A 23,097-nucleotide genomic window follows, 5' to 3' on the forward strand; every position below is an offset into this window, starting at 1 on the left:
CGGACGACACGCGTGGCTGGAGGAACGACACGACCACGACCGGGGTTCCGCCGCGAGTCGTCCGTCTGATCACGTGTGTCGTCCATCCAGCCACGCGTGTCGTCCGGTCGGTCACGCGAACCCAGTGGTCATCCGGCGGCTACGCGGCCGTGGCGGTGCAACCACGAGCGGTACGGCGCCGTCCGTTCGGCGAGCCGCCAATATCCCGCCCTCGCCTCGGTGACGAGTTCCGGGAAACCGTGCGCGCACGGCCCGTCCTCTCGCCACGCGAGCACATGCCGCACGCACATCGGCGCCCCGCGAGCGGCCGGATGGCCAGCCCGTCCGCCGGTGGCCGGGTCGGCTGGACCAGCCCGACGCCGTACCCGCCGCTGACCAGGTCCTCCCGCACGGTGTCGATGTCGACGTCGTGGGTGATCCGCGGATCGAAACCGTGCGCGAGACACATTTCGCGGAACACCACCCGGCAGCCGTCGCCGCCGCTCGACACGATCCAGTCCTCCTCGGCGAGTTCGGCGAGCTCGATCTCCTCCTCGCCGGCGAGCGGATGCCCCGCGGGGATCGCGACGAAAGACGGCTCCTCGACCAGCGTCAGGGTCCGCACCTCCGGCGGCACCGGGAGGCCGCGACGGCCGCAGATCATGATCAGCGCGAGGTCGATGCCCCGGTTCGCGACCTGCGCGAGCAGCCGCGTGCGCGAAGTGTCGGCGCGCGTGCGGAACGGCTCGCCGGGGCGCAGATCGCGCAGTCCGCCGAGCAGCGACCCCGTGATGGCGCTGTCGTTCCAGCCGATCCTGATCGACTCGCCCGTTTCGGGCTCCTGACGGTGGAAATCGTGCTCCAGTTCGTCGAAGGTGAGCACGATCGCCCGCGCCCGGCGCAGGATCAGGGCGCCGAGTTCAGTGGGCCGCACCCCGTGCTGGTCGCGGTGGAACAGCGGGCCGCCGACCATCCGCTCGATCCGGCGCAACTGATGGCTGAGCGCGGGCTGCCCGAGCCTCAGCCCGGCCGCGGCGCGATTGAGACTGCCGGCGGCGGCGATCGCACAGATCACGCGAAGATGCCGAACCTGAATCTCCATGACTTCGTATACCGCGACCGGATCGCGCCCGGCACCCCCGAAAGTAGAGACCGCCGATTTCTCATAACCCGATGACAACATTCGGTGGCAATACCCGCATCATCGCGCCGTGGCTACGTTCGGTCGACGCACCGCAGATCACGCGAATCAGGAGCCGTCTTGCCGCGACCACTGCCACTCACGGAGCATTGCGCCGATCCGCTGGCGCGGGCCGAGCACGTTTGTCTCGGCGTCAGCCCGTTCAACAGCCATTTCACGGTGGAACGTATCGCCGATCTCGCCCGCTGGGCCATGTCGGCCTTTCGACGATTCCATTTCTTCGTCCCGGACGGCCCGTCCGCGTTCACCCTCGAAGCTCTGGGCTACGACCCGGTCCGCGCCGCGCAAAAGGCGCAGCGGCAGGGCAATTACACGCGCAACAAGATCGTCCGGGCACTGCAGCAGGTCTGCCCTTCGGATCCGCACACCTTGATACTGGACGCCTCGGCGCTGGAGGCCGACAGCGCGTATCTCGGCTTGCTTTCCGAGGCGCACCACCGGTTCGCCACCGACCCGGAGTTCGCCGAGCAGTGCCTCGGCGCCACGGGCTGGGTGCTGGACCGGCGCCTGCCCGAAGGCGAACACCCCACTCGTGACCAGTTGCGCAGCGCGGTCCGGTACTTCCTCGCCGAGTTACCGATGTTCGTCGGCACCGTCGCCGTCGCGGGCGTCGAAAGCTCCGTGTTCGCCTATCACCAGCGGGTCGCCTTCCTCGAACGGCTCTATCGCGGCGAACTTTCGTGGCGGCCGTTGCCGGGCCAAGGGTTCGTCGTCCTCGAACAAGCCGTCCCGGAACGGGTGGAATGATCGTGGAACACGACGACTTCTCCCTGCGCCGGGTGCCCGCCGAACGCCGCTACTCCTGGGTTTCCGTCGCGCTGCAACGGTTCGGGCAGGTGTCCTCGTTCCATCAGTTCCTGCTCGGCGCGGTGCTGGGTTTCGGGATGACGTTCTGGGAAGCGGTACTGGCCATCACGATCGGTTCGGTACTGCTGGAGATCATCACCATCCTGATGGGGGTCGCCGGCACCCGGGAAGGGCTTTCGACGTCGGTGCTCGCGCGCTGGACCGGCTTCGGCACCGGCGGATCGTCGCTGGTCGGGCTCCTGATGACGGTGAGCCTGGCCGGATGGTTCGGGGTGCAGAACGACGTCTTCGCCCACGGCCTGCACGCCCTGATGGGTGGCCCGCCAGTGTGGGTGTGGGCGCTCGCGGGCGGCGCGCTGGTCACCGCGATCGTCGTGTTCGGCTTCCACGCGATGGCCTGGACGGCGTATCTGACGGTGCCCGCTTTCCTGGTGCTGGCAGGGTTTTCGATCATCACCGCGCTCGGCGACCATTCGCTGCCCATGCTGATGTCCGAGCCGCCGCCGGGGCCGTCGATGTCGCTGGCGCAGGGCACCACGCTGGTGGCGGGCGCCTTCATCATGGGCGCGATCATGACGCCGGACATGACCCGGTTCAACCGGTCCGCGTCCGACGTGGTGAAGCAGACCCTGGTCAGCGTCACCCTCGGCCAGTATCTGATCGGCCTGATCGGGGTGCTGCTCGCGCACGCGGCGAAAAGCGCCGACGTGGTCGGGATCATCACCTCGTCGTCCGGGGTGCTCGGCACGCTGATCCTGGTCACCGCGATCCTGAAGATCAACGATTGGAACCTTTACTCGTCTTCGCTCGGGCTGGTGAACGCCGTGCAGGTGCTGCTGTCCCGGCGGCTGGACCGCACCGCCGCGACGCTGCTGCTCGGCGGCCTCGGCACGGTGCTCTCCGCGATCGGCATCCTCGACCACTTCACCACCTTCCTGACCTGGGTCGGCGTGCTCACGCCGCCGGTGGCGGGTGTGGTGATCGCCGAGTACTACGTGGTCCGGCGCTGGAAACCGGACCTGGATGCGACCCGCGCGTCGGGGGAACTGCCGTCCACCTGCCCGTCCTGGGTGCCCGCCGCGCTGATCTGCTGGGTGGCCGGAGCGGCGGTGGGGATCTGGCTGCCGTGGGGGATTCCTACGGTGAACTCCGTTTTCGGTGCTTTTCTGCTGTATGTTCTTCTCGGCAGACGGACCACGGCCGCGGCGGTTCCCGCGGCCACGACTTCTTCCGGCGGGTCGAAAACCCGTTCGTGACAAAGGAGTTCGACGTCGTACAGCTGGATGTCCACCACCTGCGGGTGATCCGGGCGATCGCGGACACGGGCAGTCTTTCCCGTGCCGCGATCGCGCTGGGCGTCACCCAGCCCGCGGTTTCCGCGCAACTCAAACGGCTGGAGAACATGCTGGGCTACCAGTTGTTCGACCGGTGCGAAGGCGGCGTGACACCGACACCGATGGGAGAGCTGCTCCTACGCCGGACCGCCGCTTTGCTGCCACAGCTGGACAAACTGCTCGAAGACATCGAGCAGCGCGTCTGCCCCAGCGGCCCGCCCGGCGTCGTCCGGGTGGCCGCGGTGGCCAGCGCGCTGGTGGCGTGTCTTCCGTCGCTGGTGACCCGGTTGTGGCCCGAGGTCGCCGAGGTGCAGGTCGTGCACGACGACCATCCCGAGCGGCTGCTGCCACTGCTGGCGCAACGCCGCGCGGAATTGGGGCTGGTCAAGGACTATCCGGGCTACGAGCTCGAAATCCCCGCGAACGTGGACACCGCGGTGGTGGTGACCGAGCCGACCTTCGTCCTGCTGCCGGAATTCCATCCGCTGGCGCGGGAGAAGGTCGTCGACCTGAGCGATCTGCGGGACGAATCGTGGGTGATGGTGTCCGATTCGTCGGCGGCCACGTTCACCAAATACTTCGCCGACACCTGTGCGCGGCACGGCTTCACCCCGACGTTCACTCATCAGGTGACTTCGCAGCAGGTGGCACTGCTCGTCGTCAAGGCGGGCGCGATCGGGCTGTCCCAGCCGATCTGCGATCCGTGCGATCACGGCATCGTGACCCGGCCGCTGCGCGGGGATGTGTTGCCGCGCAGGCATGTTCTCGCCTGGAACAAGGAGACCTTCGTGGCGGGACGGCGGGACGAGCTGCTCTCCGCCGTGGTCGAAGCGTACTGGGCCGAGGCGCGGAAGGCCCCCGTCTACGCCGAATACCTGGCCAGGCCTCGTGAGTGGTAAGGACGGTTAGAACCGTCCTTACCACTCACGAGGTCGTTCAGCTCCCGGGAAAGAGGAGCGAGTCCGGCGGCCGCACCGTGCCGTCCAGCCAAGCGTGGTTGAACTCGCCGAGATCGCGTTGTGTCATCGCGGAGACATAGAGCTCGAAGTCGTGCCAGTTCTGGTTTCCCTGCGGGTTGATCGCCGGGAAGCCCGCCAGGATCTGGAAGAACGCGTCGTCGCCGACGAGACGGCGCAACGCGTGCACCATCAGCACCGCTTTGGCCGTCGGCGCGAATTCCGTGCCCTTGCCGGGATCGGTGAGCTTGGGCGCCCAGAACGCCGCGTCGTCGCGTACTTTCGCCACCATTTCGCGGTAGCGACGGTCCAGATCGACGCCGTTCTTCTCGTCCCACAGCCACACCGCGTACCGCGCGATGGACTCGGGCATCAGCGCGTCGCGCCACATCTTGCCGCTCACCCCGGCTCCCCACCATTGGTACGCGCTCGCGTACAGCAGATCGGCGATCGTGGCGGCGCGGCCGTACACCGGCCTGGTCTGGGCTCCGTGCGTGTAGCCGAGGGAGCGGTCGAGGAACAGCCCGCCCGCCGCCGACTGCGGATAGTCGCCGAATTTCCCGGTGAGGAAGTCCAGCACCTCGGGCAGCCGCCCGCCGATCGTCTTCTTGCCCACGGCGCACGGGTGATAGGCGTTGATCGCGGTCCGTCCACCGGGAAGCGTGATCCGCTCGATCTCCCAGCGGCCGATGCCGAGCATCGCCGTGCTCGGCGCGAGGGCGGTTTCCTCCGACCACGTGACGGTGTGCCGCCCGTAGCCAGTGGGCACGTCGGAGACCTGGGATCCGTTGCCCAGCACGGAGAACTCGTCCAGGACGGTGACGGACACGCGAAGGGTCGCCTTGTCGGCTTCGGTGTCGTTGACGGGGAACCAGGTCATCGCCGAACGCGGCTGCCCGGTGGCGACGGCGGAATCGCCGTACGCGGCCAGCCAGCCGACCCGTCCCCGCGCCGTGGCGATCGGTTCCGGACGCCCGTCGTAAGCGACCACCACGGTGAACCGCGCCCCGTCGGCCAGCGGGGTCCGCGGGGTGATCACCAGCTCGTGTTCGCCCTCCCGGCGGAACGTCGCGGCCACGCCGTCGACGGTGACCGAACGGACGGTGAGACCACGCAGGTCGAGGTCGAACCGGTCCAGGTCTTGTGTCGCGGTGGCGGTGATGGTCGCCTTGCCGCTCAGGAACATCGAGTACGGCGCGTAGTCCAACGCGAGCGAGTACTGGTCGACGTCGTAACCGCCGTTGCCGTCCTGCGGGTAGTAAGGATCGCGTCCGAGGACGGTGCCGTCGGGCGAGACGTGTACGTACCCGTCGCTGCCGGGGGCCGGCGTTGCCACCGCCGAAGCCGGGCAGGCGCCGAGCATCGTGGTGGCGAGCAACGCGGTGCACAGTGGCTCCTGCCACCGAATCCGCACGGTCATGAACGAGCCTTCTCTCTGCCGGGGAGGGGTGTCCGGCCATCGTGCGTACGCCCGCACGGCGCGCGGCACTGCCAGCCGGTCATGCCGCCGGGTTATCCCGGCCGATAACCGCGCGGCATACCCGCCAGGGACTACCCGCGTCACCCAGCAAAAGAGATCGTCGAGGCATGCTGCCCCTCCCGGCGCTGCTCGCGCTGACGACCACGGTGTTCCTCGGCTGTCTCACCGAAGTGCTGCCCGCCGGGTTGCTGCTGGGCATGTCCGAGGATCTGGGCGTTTCCCCGTCGGCCACCGGGCAGCTGGTCACGGTCTACGCGATCACGACCGCGCTCACCGCCATCCCGCTCACGGGCGCGACCCTCCGGGTGCCCCGCAAACGCTTGCTCCTGGTGCTGATCTTCGGGTTCCTGGTGACCAACCTGGTGATCGCCGGGTCCTCGTCGTACCCGCTGATCCTGGCGGCACGGGTCGTTTCCGGTGCGCTGACCGGGGTGATGTGGTCGCTCGTCGCGGGCTACGCGATGCGTCTCGCCCCGCCGGGACTCACCGGACGCGCGCTGGCCGTGGCGATGTCGGGTACGCCGATCGGCTTCGCGCTGGGCGTGCCCGCCGGAACCGCGCTCGGCGAGTTCGCCGACTGGCGCTGGGCGTTCGCCGCGATGGCGCTGATCTCCGTGCCGCTGCTGGCGTGGGTGTCCGTCGCGGTCCCCGCCGTGCCCCCGGAACCGGCGGGCCCGACCCGGCCGCTGGCCGCGTCACGGCTGCCGGGAATGCGCCCCGTGCTGGCGACGGTGGCGCTGTTCTCGTTGGGGCACAACGTGGCCTACACCTACATCGGTCCGGTGCTCGCCGGGCTCGACGCGGAATCGATGCTGGGCGCGGCGCTGCTCGTGTTCGGATGCGCCACCGTGGGCGGACTGTTCGCGGTCGGCTCCGCGCTCGACAGCCGTCCGCGCGCCGTGCTCCTGTCCTGCTCCGCCGTGACCGCCGCCGCCATCCTCCTGATGGGGATCGGCGACGGTGTCCACGGCCTGGTGCTGGCCGCCGCCGGCTTGTGGGGCCTGGGATTCGGCGGCGCGCCGACCGCGTTCCAGGCCGTCACCGCCCTGCTCGCGGGCCCCACGGCCGACGCCGCCCAGTCGCTCACGATCGCGGCCTGGAACGGCGCCGTCGCCGGGGGAGCCCTCGTCGGCGGGCTGCTGCTGCCGCTGGGGACGTCGTCGCTCCCGTGGTGCGCGGCCTCGCTGATCCTCGTGCCGCTGCTGTTCAGCCGGCGAGTCGTGCTTTCAGCGCCCGCGGATCGGTGCCGGAGCCGACGATGAGCGGCCAGACGTCGGAGCCGAGGAACCCGGTCTCGTCGGTCGCCGCCGTCGCGCCGCAGGTGTCGCGCTCCAGCCCGTGCCGGGCCGCCACCGCGACCACCGCGTCCTTTGTGGACTGTCCGAACAGGCCGTCGACCGGGACCGCGAAACCGCGTGCCCGCAGAAGTTCCTGTGCGGTCCGCACGCGTGGTCCGGAGTCGCCGGGTTTGAGCAGCGGCCACTCCGGCAGGTCCACCTTGGGCGACGAGGCGCCCAGCAGCTTGCCGACCTCGGTGCGCAGTTCGGGAAGCCGGTTGTACAGCACGGTCCCCGGGCATTCGGTCGAGTTGAAGTCCCGGTGCCCCTTGATGAACTCCGGCGAGATCCCGTACTGCGACGCGATGTACGCGACCAGCTTCACCAGCGAGTCCCAGAGCGCGGGCGTGACGTCCTCTTTGCTGTAGAGGCCCTCGTTCTCGATCCCGATGCAGGTGCTGTTGTTGTTGCCCACGTTCGCGCCCAGCACGTGCTGGGTCCCGCCGCGCAGGATCTCCAGGCTGCGGTGCCGCCCTTCGGTGATGTGCCCGCCTCGGCTGTTCGTGAACTGCTGGCCGGTGTCGATCCAGCCACGGGTGTCCATATGGAAATTCTGGATCGAACGCGACGCCCAGAAGGCGTGTTCGAGCGTGTAGTCGGTGACGTTCCCCGGCTCCACCGTGTGGTGCACGACGATGTACGTCGGTTTGTGGTTCTGGACCTCGATGGCCCCGGCCGGCGGGCGGGCGTTCCAGGCCGTCGTGTCGTGGATCTTGGGTTCCGCCACCCCGGATGCCGCGTCGGCGGCGGAAATCGTCGCTGTCCCCAGTAGCCCGACGGCGCTTACCGTCAGGCCGCCCTTGAGCGCGGTACGTCGGTCGAAGTCGGCCACGGGCGTAACTCCCATCATGCGCGTTGGCCGGAAAACTAACCCGCGATCGCGCCGATGACAACCATTGACCAACTTTTGTCGTAATGCGTTAGTGTTCGCCAGGGAGTGCGAACAGACCGTCCCGGGTCTGTTCGAGGAGGCCGTCGACGAGCAGGGAGTCGAGGCAACGGTCGCGCTGCCCGGATTCGTCCCACACGAGATCGAGCCGCGCTTTCTCCACCGGGCCTTCGCTGCCGCGCAGGACGTCGAGCAGCAGCCCGCGCACCTGGCGATCGGTCCCGGCGAACTTCTGAACCTGCTTCGCGGGCCCGGCGTAGGCGGGTTTGCCGGCGTGCTGCCAAGCGCAGTCTTCGTAGATCGGGCAGTCCGCGCACCGCGGGGAGCGCGCGGTGCAGACGAGCGCGCCGAGTTCCATCAGTGCCGCGGAGAGTTTCGCGGCGGGCGCGTCCTCCGGCGGAAGCAGCGCCTCGACGTCGGCCATGTCGCGGGTGTTCGACGGCGGCCCGGCGTCACCCGCGCCGTGCACCGCCCTGGCGACCACGCGCCGGACGTTCGTGTCCACCACCGGTGCCCGCTTGCCGTAGGCGAAGGCGGCGACCGCGCGGGCGGTGTACGCGCCGATACCCGGCAACGCGAGCAGAGTGTCCACATCGGACGGAACGACGTCGCCGTGTTCGGCGGCGATGACGGCGGCCGCGGCGTGCAGCCGCAGCGCGCGCCGCGGGTAGCCGAGTTTGCCCCAGGCGCGCACGACCTCACCCTGCGACGACGCCGCCAGCGCCGACGGCACCGGCCAGCGCGCCATCCAGTCGAGCCAGATCGGCTGGACACGCGCGACCGGGGTCTGCTGCAACATGATCTCGCTGACGAGCACGCCCCAAGCGGAGCATTCCGGCTCACGCCAGGGCAGGTCGCGCCCCACTTCGTCGAACCACTCGGTCAGCACATCCGCGTCGACGCCCACCGGGCCCAGCTTAGTGGCGGAGCTGAAGGGCGCTTTCCCCGCATCGCATGCGGGGAAAGTCCCCTTCAGCCCTACGCGACCTCGGTCAGCCGGCCCAGCTTCACGTCGTAGACGAAACCGCGCACGTTGTCGGTGTGCGGCAGGAAGTCGCTGCGCCGGACACGCTGCACCGACCGGCGCACGCTGTCCTCCACCACCCGGAACGCCTCGACCGACCACGTCGGGCGCAGCCCGCTGGCGGCTTCGAGCTCGTCCTTGAAATCGTCTTCGGTGACCATGGACAGGCCACAGTCGGTGTGCTGCACGATCAGCACCTCACGCGTGCCGAGCTTCCGCTGGCTCAGCGCGAGCGAGCGGATCATGTCGTCGGTGACGACGCCGCCCGCGTTGCGCAGGATATGCGCTTCACCCTGGATCATGCCGAAGATCTCGAACACCCGGATACGGGCGTCCATGCAGGTCAGGATCGTCACGTGGAGCGATGGCCTCGGCGACGAGCGGTCACCAGGAGTGACATCACCCAGCTCCTGGTTTCGCTTCAGCAGTACGTCGATTGAGGTCACGTGTTCATTGGAACCGACGCGCCGGGCGAGAGCAACGCGTACGGGCGCAGATCACGGGCCGAACCAGCGTTCTTCAGCCGTTCGCGGCGGCGCGGACGTACGCCCGACCCGCAGTTCCGTCGGCAGCGTGATCACCTTCGGCCCGACCCGGTCGGCGGAGCTGAGCAGCAGCTTGCCCGCCGCCTTGCCCTTCTCGAGCACCGGCTGGTGGACCGTGGTGAGCCCGGAACGCTCGGCCTCGGTGATGCCGTCGAACCCGGTGACCGTCAGATCCTGCGGCACCCGCAGCCCACGGCGCTCCGCCTCGGCCAGCGCGCCGAGGGCGAGGATGTCCGAGGTGCAGATCACGGCCGTGACCTGCGGATACGCGTCGAGCAGCTGGCGCGCGGCCGACGCGCCGTCGTCCACGGTGTGGTCGAAGCGCTCGACCACCGGAACGGTCGCCCAGTCGACCCCGGCCGCCGAGAACGCGGCGGCCAGCGCCTCCAGCCGGATCCGCTGGACGTGGAAATGGGCGGCGCTCTGCCGCTGGATGGAGACGAAGTCGTCGTTGCGCTCGCGGGCCAGCCGCATGCACAGCACACCGATCTGCCGGTGCCCCAGCGAGATGAGGTGCTCGGCCATGGCGGTGACCGCGGCCGCGTCGTCCGGGCCGACCCGGTCGACGCCGTCGACGCGTGGCTGGTCGACGATGACCGTCGGCACCGGGCGCTCCAGCACGGCGCCGAGATGCGGGTCGTCGTCGGGGACCGAGTAGACGACGAAGCCGTCGACGCCGGCGCGGTGCACGGCCGCGACGTCCTCCCGGCCCGGGCTCGCCGGGACCAGATGCAGGCCGACGCCCGCGTCCTCGCAGGCCAGCGCGAGCCCTTCGAGCACGCCGACGGCGGCGGGGTCGCGGAAGGCGTAGGAGAGGTTCTCGGTGAGCAAAAGACCGACAGCGCCGGCTTTGCGCGTCCGCAGTGAACGGGCCACCGGGTCCGGGCCCGGGTAGCCGAGGCGGCGCGCGGTCTCGAGGACACGGCGGCGCAGCTCAGGGGACAGCTGGTCCGGTCGGTTGTAGGCGTTGGAGACGGTGGTCCTCGACACACCGAGCTCTGCGGCCAACGACGCCAGTGTCGCCTGCCTCCTGGTGCGGATAGGACGGCCCATCCGCAAACCGTAACGGTTCAGAACGTTTTGCAGAAGCATCACCCGACGTGTGGCAGGTCTCGATTCAGAGTGACCCTGGGTACAGCTCGTGCCTGGACGGGGAGCATGGTCATCCGGATGGGGTACAGTTGAATCTGACAACGGTTTCCATTACCCGGCATTGGGGACACCTGGCCTGGGCATCCGCAGGAGTGCAGTAAATGAATTCCCGCCGTACTAAGAGTGTTTTCGCGGCCGTGTCGGCCCTGGCCGTCCTCGCGCTCGGCGCGACGGCCTGCGCGTCGAGCGACAAGGCGTCGACGGGCTCCGGTTCGCAGAACGCGTCCGCCGCGAACCCGGGCGGTGGCGAGAAGATCAAGGTCGTCGCCTCGACCGACGTCTGGGGCAGCGTCGTGACCGCCGTCGGCGGCGACAAGGTCGAGGTCACCTCGATCATCCACGACCCCTCGGCCGACCCGCACTCCTACGAGACCACCGCGAGCGACGCCATCGCCGCGAAGAACGCGAAGCTGACGCTGTCCAACGGCGGCGGCTACGACGACTTCTTCTCGAAGCTCGCCGACCAGGCCACCGGCGCGCAGAAACTGGTCGCCGTCGACATCGCCGCGACCGGCAACGAGAACGAGCACGTCTGGTACAGCCTGCCCGGCGTCGAGAAGATCGCCGACCAGGTCGCCGCGAAGCTCGGCGAGATCCAGCCCGCCTCGAAGGACGCCTTCACCGCCAACGCGACCGCGTTCAAGGGCAAGACCCAGGAGCTGCTGAAGAAGGTCTCGGGCCTGGGCGCCTCGAACGCGAAGGTCGTCGCCACCGAGCCCGTCGCGCACTACCTGCTCGACAGCGCGAAGGTCACCGACGCGACCCCGCCCGCCTTCGCCGAGGCCGTGGAAGCGGAGCAGGACGTGCCCGCCGCCGCGCTCAACGAGGTCAAGCAGCTGATCTCCGGCAAGCAGGTCAAGGCCCTGATCAACAACGCGCAGACCACCACCCCGGTCACCCAGCAGGTCGTCGGCGACGCCAAGAACGCCGGGATCGCGGTCGTCGACGTCACCGAAACGCTGCCCCAGGGTGTGACCGACTACATTGCATGGATGACCAAGGAAGTGGACGCGCTGGCCGGAGCACTGAAGTAGTGACCTCCGTACCCGCCGAAGCCCGCCCCGCGGTCCGTGTCCGCGGGGCGAGCCTCGCGTTCGGCACCCGGACCCTCTGGTCCGGGCTCGATCTCGACGTCGAGCCCGGCGAGTTCCTCGCGATCCTCGGGCCCAACGGCTCCGGGAAGAGCAGCCTGCTCAAGGTGCTGCTCGGCCAGCAGGGGTTGCCCGAGGGCACGGTCGAGATCGCGGGGCGGCGCCCCGGCGGGACCAACCGGCGGATCGGCTACATCCCGCAGCAGCGTGCCCTCGACGAGGGCCTGACCATGCGCGGGGTGGACCTGGTCGGCCTCGGCCTGGACGGGCACCGGTGGGGGACCGGGCTCTTCGGGATTGCGAAGCGGCGCCAGCTGGTGGCGAAGGCGATCGAGTCCGTCGGCGCCCAGGCGTACGCGAAGCAGCCGGTGGGGCGGCTTTCCGGCGGCGAGCAGCAGCGGCTCCGCGTCGCGCAGTCGCTGGTCGGCGACCCCGAAGTCCTGCTGTGCGACGAGCCGCTGCTCTCCCTCGACCTCGCGCACCAGCGCGCGGTCAGCGAGCTGATCGACGAGCGGCGGGCCTCGGCGGGCACGGCCGTCCTGTTCGTCACCCACGAGATCAACCCGATCCTGTCCTATGTGGACCGGGTGCTCTATCTGGTGAACGGCCAGTTCCGGGTCGGCAAGCCGGACGAGGTGATGAACTCGGAGACGCTGTCCGAGCTGTACGGCACGCGGATCGAGGTGCTGAAGGTCGGCGGGCAGATCCACGTCGCCGGAGCCCAGAGCGCGTTGTGCGAGGACGAACCCCACCACATCGACGAACGGGCCAGTTAGCACCGTGGACAAGATGTTCGATTTCGCCTTGACCGGCGAACTCCTCGGCCTCGATTTCGTCCAGACGGCCCTGCTCGCCGCCGCCGTCCTCGGCCTGGTGGCCGGGGTGCTCGGCCCGCTGGTGGTCATGCGGCGGATGTCGTTCGCCGTGCACGGCACCGCCGAGCTGGCCTTCACGGGCGCCGCGGGCGCGCTGCTGCTGGGCGTCGGTGTCGAACTCGGCGGCCTCGCGGGCGCGGTCATCGCCGCCCTGCTGATCGGGCTCCTCGGCGGCCGCGAGTCCGAACGCGACTCCGTGATCGGCGTGATCCTCGCCTTCGGCCTCGGCATGGGCGTCCTGCTGCTGTCGTTCTACGAAGGCCGCAGCGCGAACAAGTTCGGCATCCTCGTCGGGCAGATCATCACCATCGACTCGACCAACCTGAACCTGCTCGTCGGCGCGTCGGTCGTGGTGCTGGTGGTGCTCGCGGCGATCTACCGGCCGCTGCTGTTCGCCACGGTCGACCCGGCGGTCGCGACGGCGCGCGGTGTGCCGGTGCGGCTGCTGTCGCTGATCTTCGCGGTGCTGGTCGGGATTTCGAGCGCGCTCGGGGTGCAGATCGTCGGCGCGCTGCTGGTGGTCTCGCTGATGGTGACCCCGGCCGCGGCGGCCGCGCGGGTCACGGCGAGCCCGTGGAAGGCCACCGTGCTGTCGATCGTGTTCGCAGAGATCGCCGCGCTCGGCGGGATCATCCTCTCGCTCGCGCCCGGGAAGCCGGTGAGCGCGTTCGTCACCACGATCTCGTTCGTGATCTACCTGGTCTGCCGTCTCATCGCATGGCTGCGGGGGCGTTCGTCGCGGATTCGCGTCGAGCCGACGGCGACGGCGCAGCCCGCGCTGCGCTAGCGGATCGGATTCTCGGCGAGCGCCTTCTTGAGCGGTTCGAGGAAACTCGGGTCGATGAAGGCGAGCTGACCGCCGGCCACACTGCGCTCCACCGCCTCGACGACCACGACGTTCGCGTTCACGAAAGCGTCGACGGCCTCGGCCTGTGACGTCTTCTGCGTGAAATGCGCCAGCATCGTCAGGTTCGTGAACGCGCCCGAGAGATACCGCGAAGACGCCTTGGTGAACGAGTCGCCGTAGATCAGGATCTTGTCGTCCACGGTCCCGATCAAGGGGCTCGCCGTGCGGTAGACGGGCCGGTCGATGTCGCCGTTCGGCTCGCCCGCGCGCTCGACGACGCCGTCCGGGCGGAGGCTGTACAGCGTGTTCGTCTTCGTGCCCTGCTTGCTGATCAGCGGTGGCAGATCGGCCACGGTGTCGTACTGGCCGACGGGAACGCTGACCCAGGTCTGGGTGACCCCCGGTTTGATCGCGTTCGCGATGGCGCGCGTCATCACCAACGCGCCCTCGTCGGCCCAGTGGGTGTCGTTCGGCGGGTAGATCGGACGCTGCACCCGGCCCTCGGAAGCACGGAGTTCGGGCCGCAGGTCGATCGCGCGCGCGTCCTTGAGCATCCGGTGCCAGGTGGTCGCCTCGGCCGACCGCGAGCAGTCCTTGCCCGGGTACGTGTCGGGCAGGAACTGCGGCACCATCGTCGACTTGTCCGGCGCGACGACGAACTCGAACCGCCGCCCGGACTGCTCGACCGCGCGCCGCAGCTCGTTGATCTTGGCGATGGTCTCGGGCAGCGGACGGGAAGGATCGCATTTCGCGTCGGCGTCGTAGCCGTAGTACAGCCAGCCGTCGCGGCCCTGCACGACCCGGCGGTAGCCGGACGCGGCGTTCGGCGTCGGCCCTGGGTGGGCGCGGTCTTGGACGGCGACGGCGCGGGCGGCGCGGGGATCGGGCCGGCCTGCTGCTGCGGTGGCGGCTGGTCGAGCGGGGCGCCCTCGCCGAAGACGCCGCGGCTGATCGCGTCGGCGGCGGCGATCGCGCCCGGGCGGAACGACAGCTGGTCGATCGCCCAGGCGGGCATGTCGGTGAAGAAACCCCAACCCCGGTCCAGGCCGGGGAAGCTCGCGAGCTTGTGGTTCTCGATCTCGCCCGGCCGGACGCCGAACACCCACAGCAGCGCCGGGGTGGTGAAGAACAGAAGCGCGCTGATCAGCGCGGTCAGCTGCCTGCCGCCGTGGCGGGGACGGTGCAACGCGTGCTCGCGCGGAAGCCACGCCTCGTGGACGGCTGGCAGCTGCTGGGGTTCGGACGCCACCCCTCCACCGTAATCATCCCGTGTCTCCCGCACGTGAGAACCGCCCCCAAAGCGCGTTTAGCCCGCTAAACGCGATCCTTGGTTCCGGGGCCGATGTCCCCAATGCGGCATTGGAGACACTGAGCGTCCCCAATGTGGCATTGGGGGCATCGCGCTCCTCGGGCCGTGGCCGCACGCTCCGTCCCCGCGTCCCGCCCCGCGCCCCGCGCCCCGCGACGCCCCGCGACCCGCCCGTCCTGCGCCCCGCACCCGCCCCCGCCCTCAATCGCGTTTAGCAGGCTAAACGCGATCAGCCCTTCAGGACGGCCGGACAACCCGGATCGCGTTTAGCCCGCTAAACGCAGGTGCTCCGCCACGCCCCGTCCTCGATCGCGTTTAGCGGGCTAAACGCGATCAGTGCAGCATCAGCAGCACCTGGAGCTCACCGACCAGGAAGCCGATGAGCCCGCCGACCGCGATGAGCTTCCATTCGTCCTGCCGGAACGCCGGCCTCAGCAACCCCTCGAACTCCAGCGGCGTCAGCCCGAGCATCCGCCGTTCGACGATCTTCGCGACGTCCATCGCCTCGGTCAGGTAGCCCTCGGCGTGGCGGATCGTCGGGGGCAGCCGCTCCAGCGCCTTCCGCGCGGCCGCCTGTTTGATCTCCTGCAGCCGCTGCCCGCCGACGGCCATCGCGACCATCGGTTTCGCGACACTCGCCTGCTCGTCGACGGCGTGCGCCACGAGCCGCTCGACCAGCGCGTACAGCCGGTCCGACCGTGGCCCGCGCAGGACGGCGTCGAGAAGGTTCGGCACGGTGAGGATCTCGTTCGCGATCATCTCGCCGTACTGATGCGCGACCTCCGCCCGCCGCCGCTGGAACTTGCCCTGCAGGATCACCCGGCCGAACCGCACCGGCTCGCGTGGCACGAAGATCAGCTTGATCGCCAGCCAGTCGGTGAACAGCCCGATGCAGCCGCCGAAGATCGGCAGCACCCACGGCTCCTTCGTCAGCGCCCACACGAACGCCTGCACGACGCCGAGCCCGAAGCCGAAGTAGATCCCCGTTCGCGCGATGAACGCCATCTCCGGTCGCGACGTCTCGCGGATCAGCCGGACGAGCAGCTTCTTGTCCCTGGTGAGCCGCTGCACGGTCATGTGCTGGAAGTCGAGCACCTCGTCGAGGTTCTCGGTCATCTCCTCCATGAACTCGCGCACCAGCCGTGGCGTCGACGCCTGGACCTGCTTGATCAGCAGCTCCTGCGCCATCGTCGGCATGACCTCCCAGAGCCGGGGATGGTGCTTTTCGAGCACTTCGCGGGCGACCTCGTCCACGGCCCGCAGCAGCGGCTGCTCGATCTCGCGCGTGATAATCGCCGGGTCGATCCGCCGGAAGACCTCCTTGACGTCCAGCAGGTTCGACGTCAGCAGCTCGGTCGCGACGGCGGCCATCCGCCCGCCGTGTTTGGGCACCACGCCCTGCCAGCCGAGGAAGGGTTTGATCCCGACGAATTCGAGCGGTTTGAACATCATCTCGATGGCGACGCGTTTGGTGACGTAGCCGATCAGCGCGGCGACGAACGGGATCGCGGCGTACAGCCACCAGTGCCGGGCGAGGTCGTCCAGGACGACGTCCACACGACCTCCTCGCTTCGCTCAGGGAAGGGGGAAACGGTATCGGGTGGCCGTCAGTGAAGCAGCAGAAGCACCTGAAGTTCACCGACAAGGCCGCCGATCACCGCGCCGACGGCGATCAGCTTCCACTCGTCCTGCCGGAACGCCGGGCGCAGCAGCTGTTCGAATTCGAGCGGGTTCAGCCGCCGCATTCTGTCCACAATGGTGTTCCGCACGTCGAGCGCGTTGACCGCGTAGCTCTCGGCGTGGCGGATCGTCTCCGGGATCCGCGCCGCCGCCTTCGCGGCCGCCGTCTGCTTCATCTCCTGGAACCGCCTGCTCCCGACGGCCATCGCGACGAACGGTTTCACGACACTCGCCTGCGCGTCGATCGTCCGCTGCACCTCACGGGTGATCATCGCGAACAGCTTGTCCGATTTCGGCCCGCTCAGCACGGCTTCGAGCAGGTTCGGGATGGTGATGATCTCGCGCGCGATCATGTCGCCGTAGTCGGCGGACACCTGGTCCTTGCGCTTCTGGAACACGCCTTGCCAGGTGTACAAGCCGAAGAACCGTTTCGGCTCGCGCGGCAGGAAGATCATCTTCAGGGCGATCCAGTCGGTGAACCAGCCGATGCCGATACCGAACAGCGGCAGCACGATCGGCGACTTCGTCAGCGCCCACACCAGCAGCTGCACACAGCCGAGGGAGAAGCCGAACACGATCCCCGACCGCGCGATGAACCGCATCTCCGGCCGCGAGATGTCGCGGATCAGCCGGTTCAGCAAGGCCTTGTCGCGCACCAGGTTCGTCACGACCATGTGCTTGAGGTCGAGGACGTCCTCGATGTTCTCCGCGATCTCGCCCATGATCTTCGTGATCGCGCGCGGCGCCTCGGCCTGCACGCGTTTGAGCAGCAGTTGCTGGGCGGTGTTCGGCAGTACTTCCCAGAGTCTGGGCTGGTACTGCTCCATCACTTCGCGGGTGACGTCCTCGACGATCCGCAGCAGCGGCTGCTCGATCTCCTTCGCCACCTGGGCCGGGTCGAGCCTGGCGAAGATCTCCTTCGGGTCGACGAGGTTGTTCGTCAGCATCTCGGTGGCGGTGGCCGCCATCCGCTCCGCGTTCGCGGGCAGCACTCCCTGCCAGCCGAGGAACGGTTTGACGCCGACGAATTCCACCGGTTTGAACATCATCTCGATGGCGACGCGTTTGGTGACGTAGCCGATCAGCGCGGCGACGAACGGCATGGTGACGTACACCGGCCAGTGCTCGCCGAGATCGGCGATGACGGCGTCCACTTCCGAGCCCCTCCCGCGTCCTGCTTGAAGGGCAACCTAGCCGCCTGTCCTCAATGGAGGAGTAACAGGACCTGAAGTTCACCCACGAGCCCGCCGATCACCGCGCCGACCGCGATCAGCTTCCATTCGTCCTGCTGGAAGGCGGGACGAAGGATCCCTTCGAACTCGAGCGGGGTCAGCTGCTGCATCTTCGTGACGATGGTGTTGCGGACGTCGAGCGCGTCAGTGGCGTAGCTCTCCACGTGTTTCACCGTTTCGGGGAGATACGCGATCGCCTTTTCGGCCGCGGCCTTCTTCATCTCCTGGTACTGGACCCCGCCGACGGTCAGCGCCACCAACGGTTTCGCGATGCTCGCCTGCGCGTCGATGGTCCGCTGCACCTCGCGGGTGATCATCGTGAACAGCTTGTCCGATTTGGGCCCGGTGAGCACGGCCTCCATCACGTTCCGCACGGTGAGGACCTCGTCGGCGATCAGCGCGCCGTAGTCCTTGGCGACCGCCTGGCGGCGTTTCTGGAACATGCCCTGCCAGCTGAAGAACAGGAACCGGCGCGGCTCGCGCGGGTAGAAGATCATCTTCAGCGCCAGCCAGTCGGTGACGAACCCGGTGACGAAACCGAAGATCGGCATGATCAACGGCTGCTTCGTCAACGCCCACGCGACGAACTGGATCAGGCCGATGACGAAGCCGAACCAGATGCCGGAGCGGGCGATGAAGCGGAGCTCCGGGGTCGCGACCTCCTTGATCAGGCGGCAGGTCAGCGATTTGTCGCGGACCATCGCGTTGATCAGCATCTCGTTGACGTCGAGGACCTCGTCGATGTTCGTCGACACCTCGCGCATCAGCCGCGCGACGACCTTCGGCGCCTGCGCGCGGACCTGGTCGACCAGCATGCGCTGCGCCCGGGTCGGCAGCAGTTCCCACAGTCTGGGCTGGTACTGCTCCATCACTTCGCGGGTGACGTCCTCGACGGCTTTGAGGAGCGGCTCTTCGAGCTCCTTGACCATCTCCTCGGGATCGAGCCGGGAGAAGATCTCCTGCGGATCGACGAGGTTCTTGGTCAGCAGGTCGACGGCGGTGGTCGCCATCCGGCGCGAGTTGGCCGGGATGACCCCCTGCCAGCCGAGGAACGGTTTGATCCCGACGAACTCCAGCGGCCGGAACATCATCTCGATGGCGACGCGTTTCGTGATGTACCCGATGAGCGCGGCGATGAAGGGCATCGTGGCGTAGACGTGCCAGTGCTCGCGGATGTCTTCGAGGATCGCCGAGATGTCCAACCGGGCCTCCGCTGCTTACGACCTGTCAACAATGCAGGATGCCATGTGATCGGTCCACCGCACGCCGAGTGCAGCCGTTTGGCGGTACTGCCCGACGGGTGCCCGCTCATTAAGGTGGCCGCCATGGTCGCTCCTGAGAAGACGGCGCCTCAGGCGCCCTCAGCGAAATCGTCCCCGTTCGCGGGCGCTGTCCGCGGTTACGACAAGCGTCAGGTCGACGAGCGTCTCGCCGAACTGGCGACCGAACTCAAGCAGACCTCACGCAGCCGCGACGAGGCCGTGGCGACCGCCGGTGAACTCACCAAGGCGCTCGGCCACGCCCAGAAGGAGCTGGACGAGACCAAGGCCGCCCTCGTGCGGATGAGTTCGAGCCCGTCCGGTGCCGGCGCGATGGCCGAACGCGTCCGCATGATGATGCAGCTCGCCGAGGAGGAGATCGCCGACCTCAAGGCCGCCGCGGAGGCGGACGCCAAAGCGACCCGGGCCGAAGCGGACAAGTACGCCCACGAGACCCAGCGCGCCAGCGACAAGGCGGCCAAGGACGCGCAGGCCGAGCGGGAAAAGCTGCTCGCCGACGCCAAGGCGGAGATCGAGCGGCTGAACTCCGAGGCGGCGCAGAAGCGCAAGGAGCTGGACCTGGAGAGCGTCCGGGCCCGCGCCGCCGCGGACAAGAAGGCCGAGGAGGCTTCGGCGGCTCGTCGCGCGGAGGCCGAGAAGGCGTCCGCGGACAAGATCGCGGAAGCCGATCGGGTGTCGGCGGCCAAACGCGCCGAAGCCGAGCGGATCTCGGCGGAGAAGATCGCCAAGTCGGAGAAGTCTTCGGCGGAGGACATCGCCGCGAAGCAGGAGCAGGTCGCGGAGGCCCTCACCGACGCGAAGACCCAGCAGGCCGAAGCTCAGCAGGCGCGGAAGCTCGCGCTGGAACTCCGGTCGAAGGTGGCCGACCGGCTCTCCGCCACGGACGTCGCCGTCCAGGAGGCCATCCGGCTGCTGGCTCCCGCCCCGGATGCCGACGAGGCGGCCAAGCCCACCGAGGCACCCACGCCGAAGCCCGCTCCTACCAAGTCCAACGGCCCACGCCCCTCCTGAGCTCTCAACGCCGGACGACGGCGAACAGCTCGTCGTCGATCCAGCCCCTGGTGTGCAGCTCGGCGCAGAATCGCTGGTACGACTCGGCGAGCGCGGCACTCTCGCGCTCGTCGGGTTCGACCAGTGTTCCCTCGCCGAGCCCCGCGGACGCCTCGGTGAGCCCGCCCGGCAGGACCCCCGCCGCGGCGAGCAGCGCGGCGCCGTAACCCGTTTCCGCCTGCGGTGACACCCGCAGGCCGAGGCCGGTGACGGTCGCCCTGATCCGTGTCCACAAAGGACTCTTGCTGCCGCCGCCCGCCGTCAGCAGCGGATCGGTGACCGTGACGCCGAGGCGGCGCAGGTGATCCAACGCCAGCCGCTCGAGGAAGGCGACCCCCTCTAGCCTGGCCCGGTGCAGCTGCACCTCGTCGGCTTCGCCCGAAACGAAGCCCTCCGCGTCCGGACTGGCGAACGGGAAGCGTTCGCCCTTGCGCCGCAACGGATACGCGACCACCTTCGCCGGACCCAGCGCGGCCGCCGCCGCGTCGAGTTCGGGAAGGCGATCCTGCCCGGCGACGGCCTCTCCGCCGGTGTTCGACGCGCCGCCGGGCAACCACCAGCCGTCCGGATGACGGTGGCTGTACATCGCCCCCGTCGGATCCGGCACCAGCTCTTCGGTGACTCCCTTGAGCACATACGTCGTGCCGAGGATGCCGACGAAGCTCCCGGGGGCGACCGCCCCGGCCGCGAGCTGGCCCGCGCAGCCGTCGGTCATCCCGGCCACGACCGGGCAGCCCGCCGGGAGCCCGGCGACCGGACGGGCGACCTCGCCCAGCACGGTGGCCGGCGCGACCACCGAGGGGAGCAGGCCCGCCGGCACTCCCAACGCCTCGAAGACCTCGGCAGGCCATTCGAGGGCGAGCGGGTCGTAGCCGCTCTTCAAGGCATGCGACCAGTCGGTCGCCACCGGCCCGCCGGTGAGCTCCGCGGCGATGAGATCGGGGGTGTGCCGGATCCCGGCGACGCCGGGGACGTGCCCGGCCAGCCACGCGATCCGGCCGAGCGCGGCCGTGGCGGACACGCCGAAACCGAGCCGCCGCCAGCGATCCGCGCCGAGCCCGGTGGCCTCGCGGTTGAGCTCCGCGCCGCGCCTGTCGTCGTACATCAGCGCGGGGGTGACCGGCTCACCGGACGCGCCGACCCCGACGATCGTCCCCGACGTCGCGGCGACGGCCACCGCGGCGACCTCGCCGCCCCTGCCCGGCAGCTCGCCGGTGACCTTCGCCAGCACCGTCTTCACCGCCGGCCACCAGGACCGGGCGTCCTGCTCGCTGTGCCCGCGGCCGTCGCGGACCGGCGCGGGCAGCGGCTCGGCGGCCGAAGCGAGGACGGTGCCACCGCGCACCGCGAGGGCTCGGACCCCCGCGGTGGCGACGTCGATGCCGATCGTGACGGGTTGGTTCACGTGGTGACGACCTTCTCTCCGACTTCTTGCAGACTCTTGTCCTCTTCGATCGCCTTCGCCGTCTCATCGGGCAGCTTCAGGTAGCGCACCATGACCGCCGCGACCAGATACAGCGCGGCGAAGACGATCACCACACCCGCCGCGCCCAGCGGGCCGAGGAACACGCTGACGATCGCCGGGCCGACGAACGCCGCCGCGCCCGCGCCCAGGTTCAGCAGGGCCATGGCGCCACCCTTGTTCTCCGGGGCGAGGGAGGGGAGCAGCGCCGAGATCGGCACGAACCCGGCGAGCGTGGCGCCGTACAGCGCGCCCACGAGCAGCGCGAGCCAGTAGTACTCGGCGCCCATCGCGATCGGGACGAAGTAGAGCAACAGGATCGAGATCGCGCAGCCGATCGCGCCGAACCAGAAGATCGTGGTGCGCCAGCCGATCCGGTCGCTCAGCACACCGAAGATCAGGTTGAAGAAGATGTTCGTGCCGTAGATGACCGAGACCAGGAGGAGCCAGCGGCTCTCCCCGAACCCGATGTCCTCGATGAAGATCGTCGGGAAGAACACCAGCATCCCGAACTCGGGCGCGGTGTTGATGACGCGGACGAGCATCCCGACGCCGACGCGGGGCTTCTTCCACGCGATCGACACGCTGGACACGAGGCTCTGCACCGGTTTCACGTCCGGCGGCGCGAGCCGGGTGTACCCCGTCCGCTGCCGGACACCGAAGATCGCGAGCAGTCCGCCGAGACCGAGCAGCACCACCGACACCCAGAGCGTCCCGTACTGGCCCAGCACCGGGTTCGTGAAGCTCGCGACCAGCGCGCCCAGCGTCGGCAGCCCGCCGGTGAACGCGAAGTAGAACCAGCCCACCGCCGCGCCGAGCCTGGCGACCGGCGCCACCGCGGTGATCCAGACCAGGAAACCGAACGCGAACATCGGATAGCCGAATCCGCGCAGACCGTAGAACACCAGCATCAACGGGTAGTTCTCACCCGATACCGCGACCGCGAGGAACAGCACGTCGAACACCAGCCAGATGGCCAGGCCGATCATCATCACGCGACGCGGGCCCCACAGATCCGACAACGCGCCCGACAACCACGACGCCAGCATCACGGCGACGCCGTACACGGTGATCACGTACGAAGCCTTGATCTCGGTGCCCGCGCCGTTGTCCGCCATGAACGGCGCGATGAAGCCCGACTCGACCCCGTCGCCGATCATGAACAGCAGCAGCCCGGCGTAGCCGAGGAACAACGGGGCGGGCAGGCCCCAACGGTTCAGTACGCGGGCGAACCCGCTCCCGGATCGCGATAACGGCGATGTTACCTGGTTCATGCACGCCTCCATGACGTCGTGTTCAGCGTATCATGGATCGTGTTAACTTAACTTTCAAGATGTTACGTCGGTGGATTTTCGTGTTAGCCTCGCGCGCCCGGGGCGCTGGTCTCGGCCGGGCGCGGGCCATCGAGCGTCCAGGAACATCCCCGCTCATCGATGTCGGCTCCGTCGCGAGATCAGGTCTGGTAGGCAATGCCGGTCCGTCGGAACGCGTTGCGAAAGCCGCTTTCGCAACGCTGCCTTCCGTCGATGGGTGCCCCACCCCTCTGGTTCAAGTACGTGAAGGCCCC

General features: G+C 68.9%; 19 protein-coding genes and 1 pseudogene. 8 read left to right on the plus strand and 12 right to left on the minus strand.

The annotated features are described in order from the left end of the window. Positions 1-139: 139 nt before the first annotated feature. On the minus strand, positions 140-1,081 hold the full coding sequence (locus tag MJQ72_RS12085; RefSeq protein ID WP_240599280.1) for a LysR family transcriptional regulator: 942 nt from the start codon (positions 1,079-1,081) through the stop codon (positions 140-142). A gap of 159 nt (positions 1,082-1,240) precedes the next feature. On the opposite strand from MJQ72_RS12085, the gene MJQ72_RS12090 reads away from it, so the two are divergent. Genes MJQ72_RS12090 through MJQ72_RS12100 form a run of 3 tightly spaced genes read left to right on the plus strand, consistent with a single transcriptional unit; the run spans position 1,241 to position 4,220 of the window. Further along, the gene (locus MJQ72_RS12090) at positions 1,241-1,927 is read left to right on the plus strand and encodes a tRNA-dependent cyclodipeptide synthase (RefSeq protein WP_240599281.1); all 687 of its coding nucleotides are present in this window, start codon (positions 1,241-1,243) and stop codon (positions 1,925-1,927) included. Beyond that, complete coding sequence (locus MJQ72_RS12095) at positions 1,924-3,243, plus strand: cytosine permease (protein WP_240599282.1); 1,320 nt, start codon at positions 1,924-1,926, stop codon at positions 3,241-3,243. The genes MJQ72_RS12090 and MJQ72_RS12095 overlap by 4 nt, the downstream gene beginning before the upstream one ends. Beyond that, positions 3,240-4,220: a LysR family transcriptional regulator gene (locus MJQ72_RS12100; protein ID WP_240599283.1), complete on the plus strand. Its 981-nt coding sequence runs from the start codon at positions 3,240-3,242 to the stop codon at positions 4,218-4,220. The genes MJQ72_RS12095 and MJQ72_RS12100 overlap by 4 nt, the downstream gene beginning before the upstream one ends. Before the next feature lie 37 nt (positions 4,221-4,257). Here the strand turns inward: MJQ72_RS12100 and MJQ72_RS12105 are convergent, their stop codons facing one another. Beyond that, positions 4,258-5,697 (minus strand): M1 family metallopeptidase, encoded by a 1,440-nt coding sequence (locus MJQ72_RS12105; protein ID WP_240599284.1) that lies wholly within the window; start codon positions 5,695-5,697, stop codon positions 4,258-4,260. 167 nt (positions 5,698-5,864) lie between these two features. Here MJQ72_RS12105 and MJQ72_RS12110 point away from each other — a divergent pair, with 167 nt between their 5' ends. Next, the gene (locus tag MJQ72_RS12110) at positions 5,865-7,019 is read left to right on the plus strand and encodes an MFS transporter (RefSeq protein WP_240599285.1); all 1,155 of its coding nucleotides are present in this window, start codon (positions 5,865-5,867) and stop codon (positions 7,017-7,019) included. Here the strand turns inward: MJQ72_RS12110 and MJQ72_RS12115 are convergent. From MJQ72_RS12115 to MJQ72_RS12130, 4 genes are all read right to left on the minus strand, one after another. Further along, positions 6,964-7,926 carry an N-acetylmuramoyl-L-alanine amidase gene (locus MJQ72_RS12115; protein ID WP_240599286.1) on the minus strand — a complete coding sequence of 321 codons (963 nt, stop codon included), beginning with the start codon at positions 7,924-7,926 and terminating at the stop codon, positions 6,964-6,966. The genes MJQ72_RS12110 and MJQ72_RS12115 overlap by 56 nt on opposite strands. A gap of 88 nt (positions 7,927-8,014) precedes the next feature. Then, positions 8,015-8,890, minus strand: a complete 876-nt coding sequence (locus MJQ72_RS12120; RefSeq protein WP_240599287.1) for an A/G-specific adenine glycosylase — start codon at positions 8,888-8,890, stop codon at positions 8,015-8,017. Positions 8,891-8,961: 71 nt separating this feature from the next. Then, positions 8,962-9,453, minus strand: a complete 492-nt coding sequence (locus MJQ72_RS12125) for a carbonic anhydrase (RefSeq protein ID WP_240599288.1) — start codon at positions 9,451-9,453, stop codon at positions 8,962-8,964. Between the two features lie 51 nt (positions 9,454-9,504). Then, positions 9,505-10,605 carry a LacI family DNA-binding transcriptional regulator gene (locus MJQ72_RS12130; protein WP_037336281.1) on the minus strand — a complete coding sequence of 367 codons (1,101 nt, stop codon included), beginning with the start codon at positions 10,603-10,605 and terminating at the stop codon, positions 9,505-9,507. A gap of 200 nt (positions 10,606-10,805) precedes the next feature. On the opposite strand from MJQ72_RS12130, the gene MJQ72_RS12135 reads away from it, so the two are divergent. Genes MJQ72_RS12135 through MJQ72_RS12145 form a run of 3 tightly spaced genes read left to right on the plus strand, consistent with a single transcriptional unit; the run spans position 10,806 to position 13,457 of the window. Beyond that, positions 10,806-11,738, plus strand: a complete 933-nt coding sequence (locus MJQ72_RS12135) for a metal ABC transporter solute-binding protein, Zn/Mn family (RefSeq protein ID WP_240599289.1) — start codon at positions 10,806-10,808, stop codon at positions 11,736-11,738. Next, a complete protein-coding gene (locus tag MJQ72_RS12140) occupies positions 11,738-12,571 on the plus strand; it encodes a metal ABC transporter ATP-binding protein (RefSeq protein ID WP_240599290.1) in 834 nt (277 codons plus the stop codon). Before MJQ72_RS12135 ends, MJQ72_RS12140 begins: the two co-directional genes overlap by 1 nt. A 4-nt stretch (positions 12,572-12,575) precedes the next feature. Continuing rightward, a complete protein-coding gene (locus MJQ72_RS12145; protein ID WP_240599291.1) occupies positions 12,576-13,457 on the plus strand; it encodes a metal ABC transporter permease in 882 nt (293 codons plus the stop codon). Here the strand turns inward: MJQ72_RS12145 and MJQ72_RS12150 are convergent. The 4 genes and pseudogenes from MJQ72_RS12150 to MJQ72_RS12165 form a co-directional block, all read right to left on the minus strand. Further along, a pseudogene (locus MJQ72_RS12150) lies at positions 13,454-14,766 on the minus strand (hypothetical protein). The gene MJQ72_RS12145 and the pseudogene MJQ72_RS12150 sit on opposite strands and share 4 nt — an antisense overlap. A 393-nt stretch (positions 14,767-15,159) precedes the next feature. Beyond that, on the minus strand, positions 15,160-16,383 hold the full coding sequence (locus MJQ72_RS12155; protein ID WP_240599292.1) for a DUF445 domain-containing protein: 1,224 nt from the start codon (positions 16,381-16,383) through the stop codon (positions 15,160-15,162). A 50-nt stretch (positions 16,384-16,433) separates the two neighbouring features. After that, entirely contained in the window at positions 16,434-17,660 is a 1,227-nt protein-coding gene (locus MJQ72_RS12160; protein WP_240599293.1) for a DUF445 domain-containing protein, read from the minus strand. A gap of 50 nt (positions 17,661-17,710) precedes the next feature. Then, positions 17,711-18,940: a DUF445 domain-containing protein gene (locus MJQ72_RS12165; protein WP_240599294.1), complete on the minus strand. Its 1,230-nt coding sequence runs from the start codon at positions 18,938-18,940 to the stop codon at positions 17,711-17,713. Between the two features lie 123 nt (positions 18,941-19,063). Here MJQ72_RS12165 and MJQ72_RS12170 point away from each other — a divergent pair, with 123 nt between their 5' ends. Beyond that, positions 19,064-20,029 (plus strand): hypothetical protein, encoded by a 966-nt coding sequence (locus MJQ72_RS12170; RefSeq protein WP_240599295.1) that lies wholly within the window; start codon positions 19,064-19,066, stop codon positions 20,027-20,029. A gap of 4 nt (positions 20,030-20,033) precedes the next feature. Here the strand turns inward: MJQ72_RS12170 and MJQ72_RS12175 are convergent, their stop codons facing one another. Beyond that, positions 20,034-21,473, minus strand: a complete 1,440-nt coding sequence (locus tag MJQ72_RS12175; RefSeq protein ID WP_240599296.1) for an FGGY-family carbohydrate kinase — start codon at positions 21,471-21,473, stop codon at positions 20,034-20,036. Beyond that, positions 21,470-22,804, minus strand: coding sequence for an MFS transporter (locus tag MJQ72_RS12180; protein ID WP_240599297.1), 1,335 nt, complete (start codon positions 22,802-22,804; stop codon positions 21,470-21,472). The genes MJQ72_RS12175 and MJQ72_RS12180 overlap by 4 nt, the downstream gene beginning before the upstream one ends. Positions 22,805-23,097 lie beyond the last annotated feature (293 nt).

The sequence above is a fragment of the Amycolatopsis sp. EV170708-02-1 genome (assembly GCF_022479115.1).
Classification (GTDB): Bacteria; Actinomycetota; Actinomycetes; order Mycobacteriales; family Pseudonocardiaceae; genus Amycolatopsis.